The organism is Rhodococcus sp. SBT000017, from assembly GCF_003688915.1.
GTDB lineage: Bacteria > Actinomycetota > Actinomycetes > Mycobacteriales > Mycobacteriaceae > Rhodococcoides.
Map to the genome: position 1 here is coordinate 1,213,776 of NZ_REFU01000001.1, position 25,777 is coordinate 1,239,552.

Sequence of the window (25,777 nt, forward strand, 5' to 3'; positions counted from 1 at the left end):
TCGGTGCCATCCAACGTCCTGTTCGCCGACCGAGTCGACCTCGTCCGCGGCGGCCGATACCTGCTCAGCGACGCCACGATGCGGGTCGAGGAGGGTGAACACTGGGTGTTGCTCGGTGCCAACGGCGCGGGCAAATCGACCCTGCTCAGCCTGCTCGGCGCGCTCGTTCATCCCACGCACGGTTCCGTGCACGTTCTCGGTCATCGCCTCGGCCGGGTGGACATGCGCGAATTGCGGACGCACATCGGCCACGTCGATCCGCGGTTGAAGATCGAGGCTCCGCTGACGCTGTTCCAGGTGGTGTTGACCGGGCTCACCAACACTCCCGATCTGATTCCGAGATGGTCGGCCACCGAGGACCAGATTGCACGTGCGCACCGGCTGATCGATTCCCTCGGCGTCGCCCATCGCACCGAGGCATCGTGGCACACACTCTCCCAGGGCGAGCGAGGCCGAGCGCTCATCGCCCGCGCTCTACTTCCCGACCCTGCAGTGCTACTGCTCGACGAGCCTGCCACCGGCCTCGATCTCGCTGCCCGCGAACAACTTCTGAGTGCTCTCGACTCGCTGCGGGTCGAGCATCCGAGCCTGGCCAGCATTCTGGTGACTCATCACCTCGAGGAAATCCCTACCTCGACCACCCACGCCCTGCTCATCCGTGACGGAAGAGTGCAGACGCAGGGAGCCGTCGACGCGGTGCTGACCACCGACAACATCAGTGAGTGTTTCGACCATCCCATCGAGATCACTACGCAACGCGGCCGGTGGGTCGCCACGGCGTCCCATCGCTGATGCTCAATCGAAGACGATGACCTGACGGATCGCGTTGCCGTCGGCCAATTCGTCCATGCCGCGGTTGATCTCGTCCAACGTGATTCTCGACGAGATCAGCTTTTCGACGGGCAGCCTTCCCTCACGCCACATCTGGGCGTAGGTCGGGATGTCGCGTGCCGGCACGGCGGAGCCCAGGTAGCTGCCGATGATCGTGCGCGCCTCCGCCACCAGGCCCAGCGGCGAGATGGACGAGCGGGCGTCGGGTGAAGGAAGACCGACGGTGATGGTCTTGCCGCCGGGAGCCGTTGCAGCGACGGCGGTTTCGAAGGCTCGGGCGTTGCCTGCCGCCTCGATCACGATATCTGCTTTGATTCCCTTCTCGGCGAGCTCGGCCGGTGAATAGACCTGCGTTGCGCCCAGATCGGTTGCGGTGGAGAGTTTGTCCGCGACCCCGTCGACTCCGATCACCTCACCGGCACCCACCGATACGGCCGTCAGGACGGCTGCCATGCCGACTCCGCCGAGGCCCACCACCATCACCGATTGACCGGGTTTCGGAGTTCCGGCGTTGAGCACCGCGCCGCCGCCGGTCAGTACCGCACAGCCGAGGACTGCAGCGATGTCGGCCGGGATGTCGTCCTCGACCGGAACCACGGACTTTCGGCTCACCACAGCGTGGGTGGCAAATCCGGAGACCCCGAGGTGGTGCTTGACCTCTGCCCCGTCACGGTGCAACTTGATGCCGCCGCCGAGCAGTGTCCCCGCATTGTTCGACGCACTGCCCGTGACGCAGGGCATCTGGCCGTCGGTGGCGCACCCGGCACACTCGCCGCAGCGCGGCAGGAACGTCATGACGACGCGGGTGCCCACCTCCACGTCGTCGACGCCCGGTCCGACTTCTTCGACTCGACCTGCGGCCTCGTGGCCGAGCAGCATCGGGACCGGACGAACTCGATTGCCGTCGACCACCGACAGGTCCGAGTGGCACAGCCCCGCGGCTTCGATTCTGATCAGCAGTTCGCCGTCGCCCGGCGAACCGAGTTCGAGGTCGGAGACGGTGATGGGATGCGAGTCCGCGAAGGGACGGGACCGGCCGATTTCTTCGAGTACTGCGCCGCGAATCTTCATCCCGCCAGACTATGCGGCTCCGCCGCAGTGGTGTGGAAAAGTGCCACTGAGGGCACATAAGCACACCACTGCGCGTAGCGCACTACAGCGGCAGACGCGGCCTGAGCAGGTGCGCAACCAATGCGGTCCAGCCTGTTTGGTGCGTTGCCCCGAGTCCCTCGCCGGTGTCTCCGTCGAAGTACTCGTTGAAGCTCGGGTGCTCGGACCACAATGGGTCGGCACTGGACTCGATGCGATTACCGTCCGCAGGCCTCTTGCCGTCCACCGGCCGGAACAGTCCGGCGAGACCGTTGTCGATCAGATCGGCGGCGTCGGTGAGGGTGCGATGGTTGCCCGAGCCAGTGGGAATTTCGATGGTGAACGAGTCGCCGTAGTACCGGCCGTACGCGCGCAGCTTGTCGGCCAGCAATACGTTCACCGGGAACCACACCGGTCCACGCCAGTTGGAGTTGCCACCGAACATTCCGGTACGCGACTCCCCCGGCTCGTATTCGATGGACAGGCTACGGCCGTCCACGTCGAACGTGACCGGTTCGCGGTACGACGCCGAGAGCGATCGAATCCCGAAGTGCGACAGGAACTCCTCGGAGTCGAACATGCGGGCCAGGATGCGCTTGAGCCGCTCGGGTTGGACGAGCGTGAGCAGCATGCGCACCTCGCCGCCCTCACGCCGAGCCAGCAGCGGGCTCACCATCTCCGGTCGCCTACGTTGAATCCAGCGCAGGCGGGCGGTGAGGTCCGGACATTCGTCCTCGACCCACGGCGGAATTTCGGTGGCACCGAGGATGGGCAGCAGTCCCACCATCGACCGCACCCGCATCGGAACCGCATCGCCCTCGGGCTGAACCAGGACGTCGTAGAAGAACCCGTCCTCCTCGTGCCACAGCGAAATATGCTGCGAACCGAACGAATTGACCGCCTTCGCGATCGAGAGGAAGTGCGAGAAGAACTTGGTCGCGACGTCGTCCCAGGCGCTGTCGTGCCGCGCGAGTTCGAGTGCGATCTTGAACATCTGCTGGCAGTAGAACGCCATCCAGCTCGTCGCGTCGGACTGCTCGAGTCGGAAGCCGGGAGGCAGCGGTGCAGACCTGTTGAACAGACCGATGTTGTCCATGCCGAGGAATCCACCCTCGAAGATGTTCGAGCCCTCGGAGTCCTTGCGGTTGACCCACCAGGCGAAGTTGAGCAGCAGCTTGGTGAACACCCGCACCAGGAATTCGCGATCGCGGTAGCCGTCGATGCGATAGACGTGCCATGCCGCCCACGCGTGCACGGGTGGGTTGACGTCACCGAACTCCCACTCGTACGCGGGCAGTTGGCCGTTGGGGTGCATGGCCCATTCCCGGCACATGAGCACCAACTGTTCCTTGGCGAAATCGGCGTCGACGTGCGCCAACGGAATCGCGTGGAAAGCCAGGTCCCAGGCCGCGAACCACGGATACTCCCACTCGTCGGGCATCGAGATCACATCGGCCAACGCCAGGTGACGCCAGTGTGCGTTGCGACCGCCCGGGTCCTGCCTCGAGTCCGGTGCCGGAGCTCCGACCTTGTCGCCCTCGATCCATTCCTCGACGTCGTATCGATAGAGCTGCTTGGTCCACAGCAAACCGGCGTACGCGCGTCTCGCCACGTGCCGGTCGACGTCGGTGAGATCGGCACCGATCACGGCCCCGTAGAACTCGTCGGCCTCGGCCTGGCGATCGACGTTGACGGCATCGAATCCGGTCCCGAACGTCTGCTCGTCCGGGCGGTTGGGCGAGAGCCGCAGTCGGACCGATTCCGTTGCGCCGGGCGCGATGTCGTCGAAGCGATACCAGAACGCAGCCTTCGTTCCGGTCTGCTCCGGGTTGACCGCGTCGAGCTCCCCGTCGACGACGCGGCGGCCGATGCCGTCCTTGGGGTAGGCCGAGATGTTCTCCTGCCCCCAAAGAGCCTCGGCATTGGTTTCGTTGTCGCAGAAAAGAACTGCCGGGGTTCCTTCGGCACTGAGGTAGTAGCGACCGAGAAATCCGTGGTCGACGGCGATGGCTTCGAGTCCACCAGCCATGAGGTCCGGCGGGCTCAGCTGCGCCAGTGTTCCGCCCCGGTCGTCGCGTCCCCAGGACCAGGTGTTGCGCAACCACAGGTGCGGCAGTAGGTCTACCGACGCCGCCTCGGGGCCGTGGTTGGTGATGGAGATGGTGATGCAGATGTCGTCGGGCGAGGCCTTGGCGTACGTGACCTGGACGTCGAAGAATCTGTTCTCGTCGAGGATCCCGGTGTCGGCCAGCTCGTACTCGCGGTCGTCACGCCCGCGTCGGGCATTCTCTTCTCGCAGGTGGGCGTACGGATACTCAGCGTGCGGATAGCGGTAGAGCCATTGCATCCAACTGTGCGTCGGTGTTCCGTCGACGGCCCAGAAGTACTCCTTGACGTCCTCGCCGTGATTGCCCTCTTCGTTGGCGAGACCGAACAGCCGTTCCTTGAGGATCGGATCCTTTCGATTCCACAGTGCGAACGAGAAGTTCAGGAACCCGAAGCGGTCGCAGATTCCGCCGATACCGTCCTCGCCCCAGCGGTACGCCCGCTTGTGCGCCTGATCGAACGGGAACGACGCCCAGGCATTGCCGTCCTCCGAGTAGTCCTCGCGCACTGTGCCCCACTGACGACCCGCCAGGTACGGACCCCACTGACGCCACGGGCCGCTGACCCCCGGCGATTCTGCCAACCGATGGTGTTCGACGGTGGAGGGGGTGGGAACGGTCACGGGATTGGTGGTCACGGCACACAGTCTGGTCGTTCGCACTCAACGATGCACGCCGACGTTGGCCGCCAGATAGCCGACGCGACGCTGCACCGCGGCGATCTCGCGGATGCCGTCGGTCAGCAGGCTTCGTTCGAGCGGCGACAGATCGGCCATGATCAGCACGTCGCCGGGGCGGTGGCCCGCTGTGATCTGGTCGATCTGATGCGACAGTCGCAGGCGCTGCAGCAGCACGAACACCTCGGTCAGTACGGCGACATCGCGTTCGGAGAGCATGCCGTTGCCCGACGCCGCCGCGAGACGCGCGGGGGTGGAGGACGAGGCGATGCCGACCGACAACCCTCCCCAACGAGCGAGGTTGACGATGGGCGTCAGTGCGTGGGCTTTGAGGTCGAACGTGCCACCGCGCCGAGCCAGCACATCGCGCAGCGATCGCAGCCGGGCGCGGCCGGCGAGCGCATCACGCAGTTGCAACCGCAACGCATCGGGGTGATCGACCAGGAGTCGACGGTAGGCCTCGGGCACGGTGTGTAGTTCCCTCGGGCCCCACACCACTCTTCCGTCGATCATCAGCGAGGACATGATCAGGCCCGAGTCCTCTGCCGGGTTGCCGCGTTCACCGAAGGGGTTGCTGAGCCAGTGCGCCGCGGCGCGTTCCCACTGACCGGCCGAGCGGGCGAATCGGGGCGAGCTCGCGACCGCGCCGTTGGTGTCCGACGGTAGCCCGGCCCCGTCGAGGCTCACGTGCACGCGAGCGGCCAAGTCCATCAGCGCCTCGTCGCGGGTTCTCGGCACCGCGTTCGATTTCCCACGCACATAGGGGTCCGCCGTCGCGTCCGCCCAGGTCAATGCGCTGTCGACGTCGGAGGAGGGCATGGCTTCTCGACGCGCCACGCTGCCGAGAGTGATCCAGGCGAAGTGGTCACGCGGCACATCCGGACGTGCGGTCCACTCGATCTCGACGGCCCGTCGGACGAGGCTGTCGACCACGACGGAGAGGATCGCGCTGACCGCCATCGCATCGGTTCCGCCCTGGAACAGATCCACCACCAGGCGGGGCACGAGCCTGCCCGCGTCGGCGAGTTCGGCGGAAGTCGATGCCGATGCCACAGCCCGGCGGACCACGAAACTGCGTCGAGTCGACGCGGCATGCAGATCCGAATCCTCGACGACGCCGAGTACCTCACCACGGTTCGACACCACCGGCATGTGACGCAAGCCTCGCTCGAGCATGTCCATCAGCACGGTGCCCGCCAACCGGTCCGCCGTGACGGTCTCGGCCGGCGAGGTCATGACCTGCTCGATCGGAGTATCGACGCCGATCCCGGCGGCCACCACCCGAATTCGGAGGTCTCGGTCGGTGAAGATGCCATGGCGCGAACCACGCAGCGGAATCAGAACGTAGGAGCTGCCCTGCTCGGTCATGTGCCGGACGGCATCTCGAACCGTGGTGCCGACGGGCGTGAACACCGCTGGTGCCGAGAGCAATTCACCGACGGTGCGGCCGGCGCTGCCCTCGACCGGCCCGCCGCGGTGCGCGGTGGCCGAGGTGACGGCGTCGGCCAGGAACGCCAGCCCGGTCGGCGTTGCGAACAACGGTCGAATCAGCTCGCCGGGCAATCGAATCACGATGCTCGGTTCCGTTGCCCGCGCTCGGAATTCGACGGTCGCGCCGGACAGCAGCGCCGAGAACCCGAAGACACCACCGGGACCGATGGTGTCGATCGGTGCCTCGGTGCGCGAGGTGTCGTCCGGGTGCGTGATCACCACGCGCCCGGTGCGCACCACCCACACGGTGTCGGCATCTGTCGAGACGTCCGTCCGCGCAGGGTCCACAACCCATGCCCCACTGCCGTACTCGCGTTCGACGGCTGCTGCGGCCATCTCTGCCAGGACTGCCGGTGGCGCGCCCTGAAACGGCGGATGCACGCCGAGAAAATCGGCCAGCTCCGGTCTATCCGCCACGGATCAGGTCGGCGCATTTCTCCGCCATGGTCATCACCGTGATGTTGGGATTGACGTACGGCAGCTTCGGCATCGCCGACGCGTCGACCACGCGCAGGTGCGCGATGCCCTTGACCCGCAACTCGGGATCCAGCACGGCCATGGTGTCGTCCACCGATCCTATCCGCGCCGTGCCCGCCGGGTGATAGACGGTGTTGTGGGTCTTGTGCACATAGTCGAGCAGGTCGTCGTCGGTGACGGCGTCGGGCCCTGGGGCGAGTTCACGTTCGATCCAGCCGGCCATCGGGCCGTCGGCCGCGATACGACGAGCCAGCTTCAGGCCGGCGAGCATCACCGCGTCGTCGTGGCCGTCGGCGTCGGTGAAATAGCGCGGGTCCACTTTGGCACGGTCGCGAAAGTCTCTGCTGCGCAGACGAACAGTGCCACGCGAGCGCCCCTGCGTCACGTTCGGAGTCAAGCAGAATCCGTTGTCGGTGGTCGGGTAGCCCCATCGGAGGGTGTTCATGTCGAACGGGACGCTGCCGTAATGCATCATGATGTCCGGGTAGTTCAGCGAGTCGTCGGTCTGCGCGAACACTCCGATCTCCCACCACTGCGAGGAGGTGGTGACCATCGGCTTGCTCGCCTCCCAGAACACCAGCCCTTCGACGTGGTCGTCGAGGTTCTCGCCCACACCGGGCGAGTCGACTCGCACCGTGATTCCCATCTCGCGTAGCTGGGCTGCCGGTCCGATTCCGGAGAGCATCAACAACTTCGGCGTGTCGATGGCCCCGGCGGTCACGATGACCTCGCGCCGCGCGGACACCGTGTCGTAGCCGGTGAGATCGGGGCGTTGGTACCGCACTCCGGTCGCGGTCAGCGATTCGTCGATCAGAATCTCGCTGATCCAGCAGTCCGTGCGCACCTCCAGGTTCGGGCGCGTACCGATGATCGGGTGCAGGTAGGCGTGTGAGGTCGACATCCGCGAGCCGTCCTCACCCGCATTGATCTGGAACCAGCCGGCACCGTTGAGTACCGTCGTTCCGCGGTTGAATGCGACGGTGGGAAGGCCTACGGCCGCGGCCGACTCGAGTACCGCGGCACCGCACGGATCGTTCGGCGGCACGTCGCGAATCCGCACCGGGCCGTCGTGTCCACGACCTGTGTCGTTGTTCTCCACTCGCGCGACGAGCGGCAGGATGTCCGACGCTTTCCACCCCGTCGCGCCTGCAGCCGCCCAGTCGTCGAGGGTTTCCGCGGGCGGGTGAAAGGCGATGCAGGAGTTGTGCGAGGAGCAGCCACCGAGCACTTTCGCTCGCGCGTGCCGCATGAAGCTGTTGCCGCGCTCCTGCGGTTCGACGGGATAGTCCCAGTCGTAGCCGGAGTCGAGCAGATGCATCCACTCCACCAGTTCGAGAATTGCCTTGTCGCCGACGTCGGTCGGCCCTGCTTCCACGAGGCAGACACTGACGGAGGGGTCCTCGCTCAGCCGTGCAGCGAGGACGCACCCCGCCGTCCCGCCACCTGCGACGACGTAATCGAACTGGGTGTCTGTCACTGCACGCTCCTTCTAGTCGCCCGTGGAGGCATGTGATTGCAGAGTGCCGATGTGCTTGCGTCCCTTGACTGCGTACCACAACAAGCCGACGGCCAGGATGCCGCCGATGTAGACGAACGCCCCGAACGTGTTGTACCAGGGGGTGCCGTACACGGCCTCGCGCGGCCAGGCGAGGTTGATCGCCATGCCCGCTCCCCACACCACCGCGAGAATGTTGATCGGCAGGCCCCACTTGCCCATCGTGAAGTAGCCGCCGGGCTTCAGGTCCTCCGGTGGCCATTGCCCCTTGATTCGTTTGACCAACAGCGGTCCGGTGACCATGAGGTAGGCGAGGTAGATCATGATGATCGCGATGGAGGTCAGCACCGTGAAGATCTGCGGCTGACCGACGTTGACGACGAGGATCACGATGGCCAGTACGCCGATCGTCACCGCGGGAACGACCGGAGTCTGGGTCTTGGGATGCACCTTGGCCAAGCTCTCGCCGAACGGCAGAGCGTTGTCGCGCGCCATGGCGAACGTCAACCGGATCGCTGCGGTGTGCACTGCCAGCGAGCAGACGAAGACCGCGATGACGATGCAGATGAGGAAGACGGTGCCCAGTGGGCCCCACATCACCGCTTCGACGATGGACTGCAAGCTGCCGTCCGGGCTGCCGAGCGACGGATCGTCCAGATCGGGCGCGGCCATGACGGCGAACACCAGGATGGCTCCACCGATGACGAACGACGCGAGGATCGCGCGCAGGATGGCCTTCGGGGCGGTACGCCGGGGTTCGACGGTTTCCTCGCCGAGCGAGCTCGCAGTGTCGAACCCGTACATCACGTAGCCCGACGCCAACGACGCCACCAGGAAGGCTCCGAGGTAGCCGCCGCTCTCACCGGCGCCGTAGCCGTTGGTGGAGAAGAACACCTCGGGTCCGCGAGTGATGTTGGCCGCGAGCAGAATTGCTATCAACACGGCCGCGATGAGCTCGATGAACACTCCTGAGCTGTTGATCATCGCCATCAGCCGGACCCCGAGCGCATTGATCGTGGTGGTGATGGCGATCAGGATCGCACCGAGCAGCACCGCATTGGCCGCGAAATCGCTGGCACCGGAACCGTCGCCGATGATCTGGAATCCGCTCCAGATGCGGGGCAGGTTCAGCTGCAATGCCAGCGCGACGGCGGAGAGCGTCACGATCGAGGCCGTCAGCATCAACCAACCCGCGGACCATCCGACGATTCTGCGGCCCAACAGCTTGGCCCAGTTGTACACCGATCCCGCTACCGGATACTTCGCGGCCAGTTCCATGAAGCACAGTGCCACGCAGAGCTGACCGAGGAAGACCGCCGGCCACGACCACAGATACGCCGGTCCGGCTGCGCCGAATCCGAAATAGAAGAGCTGAAACGTGCCGGTGAGAATGGAGATGTAGCTGACGCCCGCGGCGAAGCTGGCGAATTTGCCGAGACTTCGATCGAGTGACTCCTTGTAGCCGAAGTCGTCCATTCCGCTCGAACTGTCGTTCAGTAATGCCATGCGCCTGGCCTTTCCGATCTCTTCGCTATCGGGTGCCGAACCACCCCGCCGCTGTGGGTGAGGTGTTGTGCCAAATATGCTTCGCCTCTTGGTATTCGGACATTCCGGACGGTCCGAGCTCGCGGCCGTTGCCGGACTGCTTGAAGCCGCCCCATTCTGCGGCCGCGGTGTAGACGCCGAAGTCGTTGAGCCACACCGTGCCATGGCGAAGCCCACGAACCATTCTTTCCCCTCGGGCGGCGTCGGATGTCCGAACTCCCGCGGCGAGACCGTAATTCGTATCGTTGCCCAACAGAAGTGCTTCGGCCTCGGTGTCGAAGCGCTCCACAGTGAGTATGGGCCCGAATGTCTCCTCCTGCACGATATTCATCGACCGATCGCAGTGGTCGAAGATCGTCGGTAGAAAATAACTACCCCCGTCCAGAGCAGCATCGTCCGGTTTCGTTCCGCCGATGACCAGCGTCGCGCCCTCGTCGATCCCGCCCGCGACGAAGGCCTCGATCTTCTCTCGCTGCGCCTGCGACACCAGTGGTCCGGTCTCGCTTGCCGGGTCCATCCCCGGACCGATCACGATGGTCTTGGCGCGTTCGGCCACGGCAGCAACAAAACGGTCGGCGACCGATTCTTCGATGATGAGTCGGGTGCCGGCCGAACACACCTGACCCGAATGCAGAAAGACTCCGGTCAGGACGTTGTCGACCGAGTCGGCGAATGCCTGGTCGTCGGCCACCGCGTCGGCGAACACGATATGTGGATTCTTGCCACCGAGTTCGACGGCCACCTTGGTGACGTTCTCGGCCGCCGCGGCCAAGATGTGCCTGCCTGTCGCCAGTCCACCGGTGAACGAGATGAAGTCGACGTCGCGGTTCCTGGTGAGTGCGTCCCCCAGAACCGCACCGCTGCCTTGCAGCAGGTTGACAACACCGGCCGGCACTCCGGCTTCTTCCACCAGCTTGGTGAACGCGATGGTGCTCAGCGGAGTCACCTCGCTCGGTTTGAGCACCATCGTGCAACCGGCCGCCAAGGCGGGGGCGATCTTCCACGAGATCTGCAGCAGCGGATAGTTCCACGGTGCGATCATCACGCAGACGCCGATCGGCTCGTGGACGACGCGGCTGAGGATTTCGGGTCGGTCGACGTCGATCAGGCGATCCGCCTGCACCACTGCAAGATCGGCGTAGAACCGGAAGACCGACGTCACGTCGTCGATGTCGATTTCACTCTCGCCGAACGTCTTTCCGGTATCGAGAGTTTCGATACGCGCGAGCTCGGCTTTGTCTCTCTGGAGCAGATCCGCGATGCGGTTCAGCAGATCGCTGCGCTCGCCCACCGTCACCGACCGCCACGGCCCGTCGTCGAACGCCGCCCGCGCCGAGGCCACCGCCCGCAGAGCGTCGTCCGGCGTGGCCTCGTCCACGACGGCAACCGTGCTGCCGTCCGCTGGGTTGACGATGTCTCGGGTTCCGCCGTCACCGGCTCCCTGCCACTGCCCGTCGACGAACAACGACGGCCGTAGCGAGGTCGGGTCGAACACTGCGTCGGAGTCGGTCACCGAAACACCTTCTTCCGTATGGGGGGTCGGGTCGTGTGTCTACGCTATGCCCTCAACGGCCGATCACTCCATCGATCTGTTCGCGGATGATGTCCGCGTGTCCGTTGCGTCGGGCGTATTCGCCGATCATGTGCACGTAGACCATCCGCAGCGACATCGGGTGGAACGACATCGAGCCCAATCGAGGGCGGGAACGGACGTCGTGCCAGTTGCTCCGAGTTCGCGCCTGCGCAGATGTTGAGCAGCGTCGCTCGATGCCACTGCAGCATTCCTTCGAGAATCGGCCGCTCGTCGCCGATGAGGGGACCGTCGACCGGTTCCTGAGTTGGCGCTGTCCATGTCGTTCGCCGTTCGGTCATGCTGCGATTGTCGAACATGTGACGGCACTGTGCAGCGCCGCGCATTACGGTGGGATTCATGACTATCGAAGATGTGGGCGGCAGACGAACGGTGACGGCGGACGAGCTTCTTCTCCTGGTGGGTGATCATCTGCTCATAGAGGAAGGCGTTGCGACCGGGTTCATCGAAAGCGCGGGCCAGGTTGCCGAGAGCGTGGCGGTGACGGTGACCGATGGCGTCGACGGAACCACGACGACCGAGCGAGTTTTCCTTCCCGATGCCGAGGTGACCATCGAACCCGCCGATCGCGGACGCGCCCCCGTTTCTCTGTAACAGTACGAGAGTCCCTGCTCAGAAGTACATTCGTGTAACTCGAACAACTCTGCTCACATCAGTCACACAGGCACCGAACTGAGCTAGGGTGGCGGAAACCCGTCATCGTTCGGAAGGACGTCAGTAGTGCGACAAGGCCGAGTACATCCGACCGTTCGCATTGCTGTCGTCACCTGTGCCGCCGCCCTCGCTGTCGGTTTCGGCTCGATCACGGCGGTGGCCGAGCCCGCGGCGTCGGCCCCGGCAACCGCCGCCGAGTCGGTCCGCTCGGCCGACGCAGAGCAGTACAACGGCGCGCAGGATGCGCTGGTGAAGGGTCGCTACGACACCGGTTTCGCTGCACTCGACGCACTCGCAACCGCCGCCGCGGACGACGCCAATGTGGCAGCGCTGCAGACGTTCTACGCCAACGCAACCGCCGATGCCGTTGCCGTGGCGGAGCATGGGGCTCGCCTACGCGGCCTCTCTCCCACTCTGGCCGATGCAGTCGATCGAGCCATCGCCGTCATCGACGAAGTCGCCACGGAGACAATCGACTTCGCGCCGACCACCGACGGACCGCGCACCGCGATCGTGGTGCTCGGGCTGGGGCTCGACGGTGACGGCAACATGACACCCGAGTTGGTGGCACGACTACGCTCGGCCGTCGCCGCGGCGGAGCGCTCCCCCGAGTCCCCCATCATCGTCACCGGCGGGAATCCGCAGAGCGGCATCACCGAGGCCGAGGCAATGCAGCGGTGGCTCGTCGAGGAAGGCATCGCGGCCGACCGCATTCACAGCGAATCGACCGCGAATTCGACGGTGCAGAACGCACAGCGCACCACCGCACTGGCAGCTGAGATCGGCATCGAGAACATGGTGCTGGCGACGACTCCGAGCCACCTACGGCGTGCGATATCGGACTTCGAGATTGCCGGCTCCGACGTGATCGGCGCTGCGACCACCAATGTCGACGATGTCCCGGATCTGCCCGCACTCGCTCCGACAGCTCGGTTGGGTATGACCGTGGATGCAACCAAGATTCTCGGAATACCGCGCACCTACTGACGCGACCACCCGCGCAGCACGGACTCCGTTCCCGCGTCGAACATCGCGCGACGGGTCTCGTCGTCGTCGGAGGTCGAGGGCATTGCCAACTCCAGCGACACCAACCCGTGCACGATCGCCCAGAACGAGTGGCTGATCAGCTCGACCGAAGCCCCGCTCATCGTTCCCGCCGCGACGGCGCTCGAGACGGCCGCGCGGAGCGGATCCATGGCCGCGTCCGCGCGCTGCGCCTCGTCTGCCACATCGATCGAACCGAGCACTCCGCCGAACATCACCGCGTACAGATGCGGATTGCGTAGAGCCCAGTCTCGGTACGCGGCGGCGAGTTCGCGCAGATCGACCTCGGGATCGCCTGTGACCGGGACCCGGCGCTGGGAGTCCCCGAAACTCGCGAACGACGTGGCGAACAGTGCCACGAGCAACTCGGCGCGTCCGCCGAACAGTGAATAGATCGCCGTTGTCGAGGTGCTCTGTGCGGCCGCGAGTTTACGCAGCGACAACGAGTCGACGCCCTGGTTCGCAACGGTTTCCGCCGCGGCCTCGAGTAGCCGGGTCCGCAACTCCGCGTCGTGAATTCTGGGTCTCGCCACTTGCGAAACTTATCACAACGGTGTTTTATAACAGTGTCACATAATGCTTTACCCCACGAACAGACGGGAACACGTCATGCCACCCATCATCGACGGACGCCGCACGGTCGAATCCGAACGAGACACCGTCACTGTCTTCCTCATCGGAATGCGTATCAACAATCCGGTGGCCGTTCGCTCGTGGCTACCCGCGGTGCGCGCGATGCCGCGGATGCTCGGCCATCTCGAGCAGGATCCCGCCTCCGGGCTGCTCGGCTATCACTCGTGGCTGGGACGCACCACCATGTTGGTCAGCTACTGGCGCACTGCCGAGGACTTGACGCGATTCGCCTCCGATCCCGACGCACCACATGCACCCGCCTGGCGCGCCTTCAACCGATCGGTGGCCGCAACCCGCCACGTCGGCGTGTGGCACGAAACCTATACCGCGACAGCACAGAACAGTGAGGCGATCTACGTCAACATGCCTGGGTTCGGCCTCGCGGGAGCCATCGGTGGACTCCCGGTCGGTACGGGCTCGCAGACGTGGAAGCAGCGAATGAAGTCCGCGAAGTAGAAGCTCGACGGCTACAGGAAGTTCCCGGCACGCGCAGCGAGGTCGAGAACGGGCTGTGGGAAGACTCCGAGAACCACGGTGACCACCACCGAGAGCCCGATCGCGCACGATACCGAGGCCGTCGGGCGCACGATCGTGGCGGTCCTGCCTCCCGGATCGGTGAAGAACATCAGCACGATCACCCGTACGTAGAAGAACGCTGCAATCGCGCTGCACACCACGCCGACCACGACCAGTGCCGCTCCCCCGGCACCCGAGGCAGCATTGAACACCGCGAACTTGCCGATGAAGCCACTGGTGAGCGGTATGCCGGCGAACGAGAGCAAGAACAATCCGAAGACCGCAGCCACCAGCGGAGAGCGTCGACCGATTCCCGCCCACCGTTCCAGATCACTCACCTCACCGCGTTCGTCGCGTGCCAACCCGATGATCGCGAACCCCCCGAGAGTGCTGAAGGCATACGCCAACAGATAGAACATCGTGGCCGACACACCGGAATCACCCACGTCACCCGGATCACCCAGTGCCGTCACTCCGGTGAGGATGAATCCGGTGTGCGCAACGGACGAGTAGGCCAGCATCCGTTTCACATCGGTCTGCGTCACCGCGACAACCGAACCCAGCACCATCGTCGCGATGGCGACGACCCACAGCATCGGCCGCCAACTCGATTCGAGACCGGGTAGCGCCATCCCGAAGATGCGGAGAATCGCACCGAAAGCCGCGACCTTGGTCACCGTGGCCATCAGTGCCGTCACCGGCGTGGGGGCACCCTGGTAGACGTCGGGAATCCACGAGTGGAAGGGCACAGCACCGACCTTGAACAGCAGACCCACGGCGAGCAAGGCGGTTCCGATCAGCGCGAGCGATCTACCCTGACCGTCCGCCGCGATGGCGTCGGCGATGCCGTCCAACCGAACGGTTCCGGCGTATCCGTACAGGAACGCGACCCCGAACAGGAAGAAGGCGGACGAGAACGCGCCCAGCAGAAAGTATTTGAGAGCCGCTTCCTGAGAGAGCAACCGCCGCCGTCGGGCCAGTCCGCAGAGCAGATACAGCGGCAACGACAGCACTTCGAGCGCCACGAACATCGTCAGCAGATCCGTGGACGCCGGAAACAACAACATGCCGCCGATCGCGAACATCGCCAGAGGAAACACCTCGGTCTGGGCGACGCCTGCGTCGATGGCCTCCTTCTCCGCCACGCTGCCCGGAGTGGTCGATGCCTGCGGAGTGAACGAATCTATGCGGCGTTCGGCACCGGCCGACGTCACTGCAACGGTGCGCTCCGCGAGCAGTGCGATTGCCGGAATCGACACCAGCACAATGGTTCCCTGCAGAAAAAGGGTGGGACCGTCGATCGCTACCGCCCCGGACATCGCCGACGCCTCGGTGCCTGCCAGACCGAGGATCGCCGCCAGCGCCGCCACCAGTCCCGCGAGAGCGAGACTCAGATGCGTGATCCGACGGGCCCGCAGCGGCACGAACGCTTCGACGAGAACACCGAGCACTGCGACCGAAAACACGATCAACATCGGTGCCAGCAAACCGTACTGCACCTCGGGTGTGGTCATCGCTGACCTCCTGAACTGTCGACTATCGTGGATTGCACTGCCGGAGTGATGACATCGAGCGCAGGTTTCGGATACACCCCGAGCACGATCAGCAACGCGATCAACGGCACCACCACAACCAGCTCGCGTCGAACGAGATCGGGCACCGTCTCGTTGCCCTCCCGGACCGGGCCGGTCATGACGCGCTGGTAGAGCCACAGAATGTAGATCGCCGACAGCACGAGGGCTCCTGCGGCCACTATCGCGGCGACGCCGTATCGACCGAACGTGCCGATCAGCACGAGGAATTCGCTCACGAACGGCGCGAGGCCGGGGAGCGAGAGCGTGGCAAGCCCCGAGATCAAGAACGTCCCGGCAAGCACCGGTGCCACCTTCTGCACCCCGCCGTAGTCGGCGATAGCTCGTGACCCTCGACGCGACACGAGGAAGCCCGCGATCAAGAACAGTGCGGCCGTCGAGATTCCGTGGTTGACCATGTACAGCGTGGCGCCGGCCTGACTCTGGCCGGTCATGGCGAAGATGCCGAGGATGATGAATCCGAAGTGCGAAATCGACGTGTAGGCAATCAGTCTCATCATGTCGGTCTGGCCGATCGCCAGTATCGCGCCGTAGACGATGCCGATGACCGCGAGAGTGATGATCCACGGCGCGAACGTCTGCGACGGGCCGGGGAACAGTTCGAGACAGAACCGCAGCATCGCGAACGTGCCGACCTTGTCCACCACCGACATCATCAGCACCGCAGTCGCGGGTGTGGATTGGACAGCGGCGTCGGGTAGCCACGAATGGAACGGCCACAACGGTGCCTTGATCGCGAAAGCGAACATGAAGCCGAGGAACAGCGCATTCAGAACCATCGGATCCACACCGAGTCCGCCCGATGCAGCCGCATCGGCGATCGCGCGCAGATCGAATGTCCCGCCGTCGAAAGGCCCGTCGGGTCTCGCGGTCACCACGTACAGGCCGATGACGGCCGCCAACATCACCAGACCGCCGAACAGGTTGTACAACAGGAACTTCACCGCGGCGCGCGTTCGATGGACTCCCCCGAAGCCACCGATGAGGAAGTACATCGGAATCAGCATCGCCTCGAAGAAGATGTAGAACAACAACACGTCCAACGCGGTGAACGACACCAGCACCATCGACTCGACCACCAGGATCAACGCCATGTACGTGTGCGACACCCGACGGGAGCCGTAGTTCGCGACGCGAGTGCCGTCGTTCCAGCCCGCGACGAGCAGCAAGGGCGTGAGAACGGTGGTGAGCAACACCAGAACGAGGCCGATTCCGTCCAGGCCGAGGGTGTACCGCGCACCGAAAGCCGCTATCCAGGCGTGGTCTTCGACGAACTGGTACCGATCACCACCGGAGTCGAACGACACCGCCAAGGCGACCGACACGGCCAAGGTCCCGGCAGCGAAACCCACTGCGACACTGCGCGCGACGGTCGGGCGAGCGGCGGGCACCAGGGCGACGACGATCGCGCCGAGCATCGGGACTACCCATAGAACGGTCAACCAGGGAGTCGTCACAGAGCCACCACCATCAGGACCACGAGAACAGCTCCCGCGAACATCGCCAACGCATACGACCGCACATATCCCGTCTGCAGCCGCCCGGACCGCGTCGATGCGCCACCGATCGAGCTACCCACCCCGTCCACGACGGCGTCGATACCGTTGTCGGCGTGCACCATTGCGCGCGTCAGGGTCTGTCCTGGACGCATGAATGCCGCCTCGTTGACGGCATCTCCGTAGAGATCGGCACGTGCAGCTCGGGTCAGGGCCGACACATCCTCGGGTGGCGTCGGTGGAACCTCACCGACGATGTACTTGCGGTAGGCGAGGGTCGCGCCTATCAGCACGACCACCAGGACGGCGACGGTGACCACCCATGCCGGAATCGCGTGCTCCTCGTGTGCCGATCCCACCACGGGTTCGAGCCATGCCTCGAGGCGTCCGCCCACCGCGAGAAAGGCACCCGACGCCACCGAGCCGACGGCCAACACGATCATCGGTGCGGTCATCGTCGCCGACGCCTCGTGCGGATGTGCCTGCGCGGACCAGCGTTTCGGACCGAAGAACGTCAACAGCATCACCCGAGTCATGTAGAAGGCCGTCAGGCCTGCACCGAGCAAAGTCACGCAGCCGAGAACCGGGCCTGCCACTCCCTCGGCGGCGAAGGCGACCTCGATGATCGGATCCTTGGCGAAGAAGCCGGAGAACGGCGGCAGTCCGATGATGGCGAGATACCCGAGGCCGAACGTGACGAACGTGATCGGCATCGCGGCGCGGAGTCCACCGAACCGTCGCATGTCGGTCTCGTCGTTCATCGCGTGCATCACCGAGCCCGCGCCCAGGAACAATCCCGCTTTGAAGAAGCCGTGCGAGATCAGGAGCACGATGGCGTACGCGTACCCGGAGGGGCCGAGCCCGGCCGCGAGCACCATGTACCCGATCTGACTCATCGTCGACGCCGCGAGCGCCTTCTTGATGTCGTCCTTCGCACAACCGATGACGGCTCCGAACAGCAAGGTGACCGCCCCGACTGTGACGGTGGCAGCGCGGGCGGCGGGCGACGCCTCGAACACCGGTCCCGAGCGGACGATGAGATACACCCCGGCCGTGACCATCGTGGCCGCGTGAATCAATGCCGATACCGGTGTCGGGCCCTCCATGGCGTCGCCGAGCCACGACTGCAGCGGCACCTGCGCCGACTTTCCACACGCCGCCAACAACAACATCAGTGCCATGGCGGTGGCCACCGATTCGCTCGCCTCGCCAATTCCGGCGAACACGTCGTCGTACTGCACGGAGCCGAAGTTGACGAACATGATCATCAGCGCAACGGCCAAGCCGATATCGCCGACTCGGTTGACCACGAACGCTTTTCGGGCAGCCGACGCAGCCGACGGCTTGTGTTGCCAGAAGCCGATGAGCAGATACGACGCCAGACCCACACCCTCCCACCCCAGATAGAGGCCGAGGAAGTTGTCGGCCAGAACCAGCAGCAGCATGGCTGCCAGAAACAGGTTGAGGTACGCGAAGAAGCGCCGCCGCTCGGCGTCGTGGCTCATGTAGCCGATGGAGTACACGTGAATGAGCGACCCGACACCGGTGATCAGCAGGACGAAGCAGATCGACAATTGATCTGCGCGCAAGCCGAACTCGACCTGCAATTCGTCGACCGGAACCCACCGGAACAGGGTCTGGGTGAAGGCTCGGCCCGACTCGGCGCGGCCGAGCATCGAGCCGAACACCACCGCAGCCACGACGAACGAGGACGCTGCCGCCGCCGTCGCGACGAGGTGCCCCCAGCGGTCGGTGCGCCTGCCACCGAGCAGCAGGAACGCTGCACCGAATGCAGGCAGAGCCGGAAGAAGCCACAGCATCGACATCATTTCTGCGCCCCCGTCAATTCTTCATCAGGGAGTTCTCGTCCATCGAAATCGACCGACGAGATCGGAAGATGGCCATGATGATGGCCAGGCCCACCACCACCTCGGCGGCGGCGACCACCATGGTGAAGAACGCGAACAACTGTCCGTCGAGATTGCCGTGCATGCGGGAGAAAGTGACGAACGCCAGATTGACTGCGTTGAGCATCAATTCGATACACATGAACACGATGATGGCGTTGCGTCTGACGATGACACCCGCCGCTCCGATCGTGAACAGCAGAACGGACAGATAGAGATAGTTCTCCGGATTCATCGCTCGTCACCCCCGTCCACCTTGTACTGGCTTCGAGGATCGGCGAACATGGCGTTGACGGAGGACTCGGACTCGGTTCCGTCGGGCAACAAGGCGCGGCGATCGACCCCGTTGTGTCTGGCGTACACCCCAGGACTCGGCAGCGGTGTCACCCTCGAGCCGTCGCGGAATCGATCCTGTGCCATTTCTCGCTGACCCTTGACCGGCCCCAGAGCTTCCCGGTGCGCCAGAATCATCGCTCCGATGGTGGCAGTGATCAGCAGCGCCCCGGTCAACTCGAACGCCCACACGTACTCGACGAAGATCAGCTCTGCCAGGCCCTCGACGTTTCCGGCGGAGTTGACGGCGTCGAGACCGGCGAAGTCGAGCCGACCGGCATTTGCCGCGTCGCGCAGCAGTACCCCGATGATCAACAGTCCGAAGCCGATTCCGATGACGACGGCTGCAATGCGGTGACCGCGCAGGGTTTCGGTCAGCGACTCCGACGTGTCGACTCCGACGAGCATCAGAACGAACAGGAACAGCATCATCACCGCGCCGGTGTAGACGACGATCTGCACGACACCGAGGAACAACGCCCCCTGCGCCATGTAGAAGGTGGCCAGTACCACCATCGTGGCAGCGAGGAACAACGCCGAGTAGACTGCCTTGGTGCTCATCACCACCCCGAGGGCACCGATGACGGCAACGACACCCAGGGTCCAGAACTGCACGGCCTCACCGGTGGACGTGGCATCGAGGGCGAGCTGCACTGTGGCAGTCATCGAACCGAACCGCCCTCGGGTTCGGATGCGGGTTCGGCTGCGGACTCCGCTGGGGTCTCGTGGCCGGTGACGGTTCCCCGGTAGTAGTCCTCGGCCGAAAGGCCCGGTGCCATCGCGTGCGGTGGTGCCACCATCTCCGGTTGCAGAGGGGCCAACAGAGATTCCTTCTCGTAGATCAGATCGGCTCTGTTGTCACCGGCGAGTTCGTACTCGTTGGTCATCGTCAGAGCCCGTGTGGGACAGGCCTCCACACACAATCCGCACCCGATGCACCGCAGGTAGTTGATTTGGTAGACCCCGCCGTAACGCTCACCCGGAGAGAACCTCTCGGTCTCGGTGTTGTCGGCTCCTTCGACGTAGATGGCGTCGGCCGGGCAGGCCCACGCGCAGAGCTCGCAGCCGATGCACTTCTCGAGACCGTCGGCGTACCGATTGAGCTGATGCCGACCGTGGTAGCGAACCTCGGTGGGCTTCTTCTCCTCCGGATACAGCTCCGTCTCGGCCTTCTTGAACATCGTGGCGAACGTGACCCCGAAACCCGCTATGGGACCGAGAAATTCAGGCATCGGCGTTCTCCTTCGGTGACCTGGCGGCGGGCGAGCGCACACCGGCATGCCGGCTCGGGAAATTCGAGCCCTGCGTGGGAATGGGAGGTATCGGGAATCCGCCTGCCAGAGCATCGAACTCGGCGACGGGTAGAGGAGGTGGCACGTTCCGTTCCCGGGCACGCCTGCGCACCATCAGCAGCAGCGCACCCAGCACGGCCACCGCGAAGATCATCGACACACCGAACGTGACCAGCGGTACGTCGTACCGATCGGCCCCGAGGACGCGCACCGTCGCGATCACCATCACCCAGATCAGGGCAACGGGAATCAGAATCTTCCAGCCGAAGTTCATGAACTGGTCGTAGCGCAGCCTCGGCAGGGTCGAACGCAGCCAGATGAACACGAACAGGAACACCCACACCTTGAGGGTGAACCACAGCACCGGCCACCAGCCCGAATTGGCACCGCTCCACAGACTCAGCGGAATCGGAGCCCGCCAGCCGCCGAGGAACAGCGTGGTCGCGAGCGCCGACACGGTGACCATGTTGATGTACTCGGCGAGCATGAACATGGCGAAACGAAGAGACGAGTACTCGGTGTGGAAACCGCCCACCAACTCACCCTCCGCCTCGGGCAGATCGAACGGAGCGCGGTTGGTTTCGCCGACCATCGCCGTCACGTACACCAGGAACGACGGCAGCAGCAGAAACACGTACCAGGTGTTCTGTTGCGCAGCAACGATTCCGGACGTCGACATGGTGCCCGCGTACAGGAAGACCGCCGCGAACGACAGGCCCATTGCGACCTCGTAGGAAATCACCTGCGCCGTCGAACGCAAAGCACCGAGTAGCGGGTACGTCGAGCCCGACGCCCACCCTGCCAACACGATCCCGTACACCCCCACCGACGTGACCGCGAGAATGTACAGAACACCCACCGGCAGGTCGGTCATCTGCAGCGGCGTCGTCGTACCGAACACCGACACCTCGGGACCGAACGGAATCACCGCGAAGGCCATGAACGCAGGAACCACCGAAATGATCGGAGCCAGAATGTAAATCGGCTTGTCGACGCCGGTCGGAGTGATCCCCTCTTTCAGCGCCAGCTTGATGCCGTCCATCAGCGACTGCAACAGACCCCAGGGACCCACCCGGTTGGGCCCCACCCGCATCTGCATCCACGCCATGATCTTGCGTTCGGCATAGATCGCCACCAGCGGCGTGAGCACCAGGAACACGAAGACCGCCAAGGCCTTCCCGACAACCAACCACCACGGATCGGTGCCGAACATCGACAGATCGGTCGGCGCGGCCACGATCATGACTGGCCTCCCTCGGTGGATTCCGCAGAAACACGACGAATGCCTACCACCGCGCCCGACTGCACCCCCAGCGAGCGATACACCGCCGAACCGGGCGAGTTCATCGGTACCCACACCACGGAGTCGGGCAGGTCGGTGATCGTCAGCGGCAACGTGATCGAGCCCCGGTCCGTCCCGACGCTCACCAAGTCACCGGTCTCCGCCCCGATCGCCGAGGCCGTCGCCGCCGACAACCGAACCGTGGGCGCGCGACCGGTCGCGGCGAGATTGTCCTCACCGTCCTGCATCCGTCCCGCATCGAGAAGCATCCGCCACGTGGCCAGAACCGCGTCCCCGGAACCGAGGGCCGGAACGTCCACGCGGGGTGCCACCGGGCCACCGCGGTGCGCGGGCCGTCCCACACACCGAGGCGAACCAACTCGGCGCGTGCCGCTGCCGCGTCGGGCACGGCCAGTTCGACGCCCATCTGTGCCGCGATCGCGTCGAGGATGCGTTGATCCGGCATCACCGCTCCGGCACCGAGCGCAGTGTCGAAGGCGCGAGGTCGACCTTCCCAGTCGACGAAAGTTCCCGGCTTGTCGACCACCGGCGCCACCGGGAACACCACGTCGGCCCGCTCGGTGACCGCACTGCGGCGTAGCTCGAGGCTCACCACGAACGCCGATCGGTCCAGTGCATCGAGCGCAGCCCGGGGGTCCGGCAGATCGTCGACATCGATTCCGGCAGTGACCAGGACACGATTCGGTCCGGCGTCGGCCAGGACCGCGGCGGTGTCGCGGCCCACCCCCGCCGGCAGCTCGGGCACTGCCCACACCGCCGCCACCTCGGCGCGCGCAGCCGCGTCGGTCACCGGACGCCCGCCGGGCAGGACGTTCGGCAGCGCCCCTGCGTCGAGGGCACCGCGTTCTCCGGCGCGTCGCGGAATCCAGGCCAGGCGCGCCCCGGTGTCGTCCGCCAGTTTCGAGGCCGCCGCCAGACCGCCCGGCACGGAGCCGAGCCGCTCGCCCACGAGCACGATCGCACCGGGCTCTCGGAGGAGCTGGGCAATCGCTTCGGTGCCACGATCGCCGACGTGCAACGCATCGAGCCACCCCGGTTCGTCACCGGGAATCGACTGCAGCAGGATGCCGTCGAGCTTTCGTAGGCCCCTGGTGGAGAACGGTGCGATCGACGCCACCACCACCGCGCTCGTGCGGTGCGCCTTCCGAAGCCTCAGGAACAACAGTGGTGATTCTTCCTCGGGCTCGAAGCCGACGAGCAACACCACCGGTGCGTTCTCGAGGTCGGTGTAGGTGACCCCCAACCCGGTCGCTGCGATTCGACCGGCCAGGAAGTCCGCTTCCTCGGCGCTGTGGCTGCGATTGCGAAAGTCGATATCGTTGGTGTGCAGCACTGTTCGAGCAAACTTGGAGTACGCGTAGGCGTCCTCGAAGGTCGACCTTCCGCCGATCAGCACCGCGGCCCGGCCGACCGATGCGGCCAGCCCCGTCGCCGCGGCGGCCAGCGCAGCCGACCACGACGTCTCGATCAACTCCCCCGATTCGTCGCGGATCATCGGCGCCGTGATGCGATCGGGTTCGGTGGCGTACTTGAACGCCCACCGTCCCTTGTCGCAGTTCCATTCCTCGTTGACCTGCGGGTCGTCCCCCGCCAGCCGGCGAAGGACCTTGCCGCGTCGATGGTCCGTGCGTTGAGCGCAGCCTCCTGCGCAGTGCTCGCACACGCTCGGTGACGAGGTGAGATCGTACGGGCGCGCACGGAACCGATACTCGGTATTGGTCAGGGCACCCACCGGACAGATCTGAACGGTGTTGCCCGAGAAGTAGGAGTCGAACGGCTCGTTGCCGAAGATCCCCACCTGTTGAATCGCACCACGCTCCAGTAAGTCGATGGACGGGTCGCCGGCCACTTGATCTGCGAAACGAGTGCACCGCGCGCACAGGACGCACCGCTCCCGGTCCAGCAAGACCTCGGCCGACAGCGGAATCGGCTTGGGGTACGTGCGTTTCGTTTCGACGAATCTGGACTCTGCTCGACCCGCAGCCATCGCCTGGTTCTGCAGCGGGCACTCGCCGCCCTTGTCGCACACCGGGCAATCGAGCGGATGATTGATCAGCAGCAATTCCATGACGCCTCGCTGCGCCTTCTCCGCGGACTCCGATGTCACCTGGGTGCGCACGATCATGCCCTCGGCCACGGTCGTCGTGCAGGACGCCAACGGCTTGCGTTGCCCCTCGACATCGACCAGACATTGCCGGCACGCCCCCACCGGATCGAGTAGCGGGTGATCGCAGAAGCGCGGAATCTGCACGCCCATCAGCTCGGCGGCGCGAATCACCAACGTGCCCTTCGGAACACTGATCTCGTGGTCGTCGATGGTCAGTGTCACCATCTCCACTCGAGTGACCGACTGCTCAGGGTTGCCAGGAGTGGAGCCCGCGGAACGACCATGTGCTGCTGTGGTCATGACGTCAGCTCCTCTGCCATCAGAGTCGATCGGTGTGGATCGAAGGGGCATCCCTGTTCGGTGACGTGTCGGATGTACTCGTCGCGGAAGTACTTCAGCGAGGACACGATGGGGCTAGCGGCTCCGTCTCCCAAGGCGCAGAACGACTTTCCGGCGATGCCGTCCGCGATGTCGAGCAACGTGGTGAGGTCCGCTTCGCTGCCGGTTCCGCCGTCGACGCGGCGCAGTATCTGCACCAGCCAGTAGGTTCCCTCTCGGCACGGGGTGCATTTGCCGCAGGATTCGTGTGCGTAGAACTCCGTCCATCGCAACACCGCTCGCACCACGCACGTCGTGTCGTCGAAGATCTGCAATGCCTTGGTTCCCAGCATCGATCCGGCGGCGCCGACGCCTTCGTAGTCGAGTGGCACGTCGAGGTGATCGCCGGTGAACATCGGTGTCGACGATCCTCCCGGTGTCCAGAACTTGAGCTCGTGACCGGGCCGGACGCCGCCCGCGTAGTCCAGCAGTTCCCGCAGGGTGATGCCCAGCGGGGCCTCGTACTGGCCGGGGCGACACACGTGGCCGGAGATCGAGTAGAGGGTGAATCCGGGTGACTTCTCGCTGCCCATCGACCGGAACCATTCGATTCCGTTGCGCAGGATCACCGGAACGCTGGCGATCGATTCGACGTTGTTGACCACTGTCGGGCGCGCGTACAGGCCTGCGACCGCGGGGAACGGTGGACGCAGCCGGGGTTGTCCGCGGCGACCCTCCAACGAGTCGAGCAGAGCCGTCTCCTCGCCGCAGATGTACGCGCCGGCACCGGCATGGATCACCAGTTCGAGATCGAATCCCGTTCCGAGAACGCCCTTGCCCAGGTATCCGGCCGCGTATGTCTCGGCAACCGCGGCCTGCAGACGGCGCAGCACCGGTACCACTTCACCGCGGACGTACACGAAGGCGTGCGATGCCCGAATAGCGTACGCCGCGATAATGATCCCCTCGATCAACGTGTGCGGGCTCGCCATCATCAATGGCATGTCCTTGCACGTACCCGGCTCCGACTCGTCGGCGTTGACCACCAGGTAGTGAGCTTTCCCGTCACCCTGTGGGATGAAGCTCCACTTCGTTCCGGTCGGGAATCCTGCACCGCCACGACCGCGCAGACCGGAATCCTTGACGAAGGCGATGAGATCGTCGGGGTCCATGGCCAGGGCCTTTTCCAGGCCTCGATATCCCTCGTGACTGCGGTAGGTGTCGAGTGTCCACGAGTTCTTCTCGTCCCAGAATTCGCTCAGCACCGGCGTCAGGGCCATG

General features: G+C 64.9%; 20 protein-coding genes and 1 pseudogene. 4 read left to right on the forward strand and 17 right to left on the reverse strand.

Features of this window, described 5'->3' with window-relative positions; all coding sequences use genetic code 11:
• The first annotated feature begins 3 nt into the window (after positions 1-3).
• Positions 4-792, forward strand: a complete 789-nt coding sequence (locus AYK61_RS05365) for an ABC transporter ATP-binding protein (protein ID WP_121870075.1) — start codon at positions 4-6, stop codon at positions 790-792.
• Between the two features lie 3 nt (positions 793-795).
• On the opposite strand, the gene AYK61_RS05370 is transcribed toward AYK61_RS05365, so the two are convergent.
• The 7 genes from AYK61_RS05370 to AYK61_RS05400 all read right to left on the reverse strand — a co-directional run bounded on the left by AYK61_RS05370 (position 796) and on the right by AYK61_RS05400 (position 11,479).
• Complete coding sequence (locus tag AYK61_RS05370; RefSeq protein ID WP_121870076.1) at positions 796-1,902, reverse strand: alcohol dehydrogenase catalytic domain-containing protein; 1,107 nt, start codon at positions 1,900-1,902, stop codon at positions 796-798.
• Positions 1,903-1,984: 82 nt separating this feature from the next.
• Positions 1,985-4,663: an MGH1-like glycoside hydrolase domain-containing protein gene (locus AYK61_RS05375; protein WP_237669611.1), complete on the reverse strand. Its 2,679-nt coding sequence runs from the start codon at positions 4,661-4,663 to the stop codon at positions 1,985-1,987.
• A 24-nt stretch (positions 4,664-4,687) separates the two neighbouring features.
• Positions 4,688-6,529 (reverse strand): putative nucleotidyltransferase substrate binding domain-containing protein, encoded by a 1,842-nt coding sequence (locus tag AYK61_RS05380; protein ID WP_310886840.1) that lies wholly within the window; start codon positions 6,527-6,529, stop codon positions 4,688-4,690.
• A gap of 70 nt (positions 6,530-6,599) precedes the next feature.
• Positions 6,600-8,147, reverse strand: a complete 1,548-nt coding sequence (locus AYK61_RS05385; RefSeq protein WP_121870078.1) for a GMC family oxidoreductase — start codon at positions 8,145-8,147, stop codon at positions 6,600-6,602.
• 12 nt (positions 8,148-8,159) lie between these two features.
• Positions 8,160-9,671 carry an APC family permease gene (locus AYK61_RS05390; protein ID WP_121870079.1) on the reverse strand — a complete coding sequence of 504 codons (1,512 nt, stop codon included), beginning with the start codon at positions 9,669-9,671 and terminating at the stop codon, positions 8,160-8,162.
• Between the two features lie 25 nt (positions 9,672-9,696).
• Positions 9,697-11,223: an aldehyde dehydrogenase family protein gene (locus tag AYK61_RS05395; protein ID WP_121870080.1), complete on the reverse strand. Its 1,527-nt coding sequence runs from the start codon at positions 11,221-11,223 to the stop codon at positions 9,697-9,699.
• A 52-nt stretch (positions 11,224-11,275) separates the two neighbouring features.
• Entirely contained in the window at positions 11,276-11,479 is a 204-nt protein-coding gene (locus AYK61_RS05400; protein ID WP_121870081.1) for a DUF664 domain-containing protein, read from the reverse strand.
• Positions 11,480-11,640: 161 nt separating this feature from the next.
• On the opposite strand from AYK61_RS05400, the gene AYK61_RS05405 reads away from it, so the two are divergent.
• Positions 11,641-11,895 (forward strand): hypothetical protein, encoded by a 255-nt coding sequence (locus tag AYK61_RS05405; RefSeq protein ID WP_121872464.1) that lies wholly within the window; start codon positions 11,641-11,643, stop codon positions 11,893-11,895.
• 126 nt (positions 11,896-12,021) lie between these two features.
• Positions 12,022-12,942, forward strand: a complete 921-nt coding sequence (locus AYK61_RS05410; RefSeq protein WP_121870082.1) for a YdcF family protein — start codon at positions 12,022-12,024, stop codon at positions 12,940-12,942.
• Here the strand turns inward: AYK61_RS05410 and AYK61_RS05415 are convergent.
• Positions 12,936-13,532 carry a TetR/AcrR family transcriptional regulator gene (locus AYK61_RS05415; RefSeq protein WP_121870083.1) on the reverse strand — a complete coding sequence of 199 codons (597 nt, stop codon included), beginning with the start codon at positions 13,530-13,532 and terminating at the stop codon, positions 12,936-12,938. The genes AYK61_RS05410 and AYK61_RS05415 overlap by 7 nt on opposite strands.
• Before the next feature lie 76 nt (positions 13,533-13,608).
• On the opposite strand from AYK61_RS05415, the gene AYK61_RS05420 reads away from it, so the two are divergent.
• Complete coding sequence (locus AYK61_RS05420; RefSeq protein WP_121870084.1) at positions 13,609-14,088, forward strand: DUF4188 domain-containing protein; 480 nt, start codon at positions 13,609-13,611, stop codon at positions 14,086-14,088.
• 11 nt (positions 14,089-14,099) lie between these two features.
• On the opposite strand, the gene nuoN is transcribed toward AYK61_RS05420, so the two are convergent.
• The 9 genes and pseudogenes from nuoN to nuoF form a co-directional block, all read right to left on the reverse strand.
• Complete coding sequence (nuoN, locus tag AYK61_RS05425) at positions 14,100-15,662, reverse strand: NADH-quinone oxidoreductase subunit NuoN (RefSeq protein WP_121870085.1); 1,563 nt, start codon at positions 15,660-15,662, stop codon at positions 14,100-14,102.
• Positions 15,659-17,158, reverse strand: coding sequence for an NADH-quinone oxidoreductase subunit M (locus AYK61_RS05430; RefSeq protein ID WP_397485430.1), 1,500 nt, complete (start codon positions 17,156-17,158; stop codon positions 15,659-15,661). Before AYK61_RS05430 ends, nuoN begins: the two co-directional genes overlap by 4 nt.
• Positions 17,159-17,193: 35 nt before the next feature.
• A complete protein-coding gene (gene nuoL, locus AYK61_RS05435; protein WP_183130167.1) occupies positions 17,194-19,065 on the reverse strand; it encodes an NADH-quinone oxidoreductase subunit L in 1,872 nt (623 codons plus the stop codon).
• A 13-nt stretch (positions 19,066-19,078) separates the two neighbouring features.
• Positions 19,079-19,378 (reverse strand): NADH-quinone oxidoreductase subunit NuoK, encoded by a 300-nt coding sequence (nuoK, locus tag AYK61_RS05440; RefSeq protein WP_008717020.1) that lies wholly within the window; start codon positions 19,376-19,378, stop codon positions 19,079-19,081.
• Complete coding sequence (locus tag AYK61_RS05445; RefSeq protein WP_121870087.1) at positions 19,375-20,142, reverse strand: NADH-quinone oxidoreductase subunit J; 768 nt, start codon at positions 20,140-20,142, stop codon at positions 19,375-19,377. The genes nuoK and AYK61_RS05445 overlap by 4 nt, the downstream gene beginning before the upstream one ends.
• Entirely contained in the window at positions 20,139-20,708 is a 570-nt protein-coding gene (nuoI, locus tag AYK61_RS27735) for an NADH-quinone oxidoreductase subunit NuoI (protein WP_374700648.1), read from the reverse strand. The genes AYK61_RS05445 and nuoI overlap by 4 nt, the downstream gene beginning before the upstream one ends.
• Complete coding sequence (nuoH, locus tag AYK61_RS05450; RefSeq protein ID WP_259467941.1) at positions 20,701-22,011, reverse strand: NADH-quinone oxidoreductase subunit NuoH; 1,311 nt, start codon at positions 22,009-22,011, stop codon at positions 20,701-20,703. The genes nuoI and nuoH overlap by 8 nt, the downstream gene beginning before the upstream one ends.
• Positions 22,008-24,403 (reverse strand): annotated as a pseudogene (locus AYK61_RS05455) (NADH-quinone oxidoreductase subunit G). Before AYK61_RS05455 ends, nuoH begins: the two are co-directional and overlap by 4 nt.
• A 71-nt stretch (positions 24,404-24,474) precedes the next feature.
• Positions 24,475-25,776 (reverse strand): NADH-quinone oxidoreductase subunit NuoF, encoded by a 1,302-nt coding sequence (gene nuoF / locus AYK61_RS05460; protein ID WP_121870088.1) that lies wholly within the window; start codon positions 25,774-25,776, stop codon positions 24,475-24,477.
• Position 25,777: the final 1 nt, after the last annotated feature.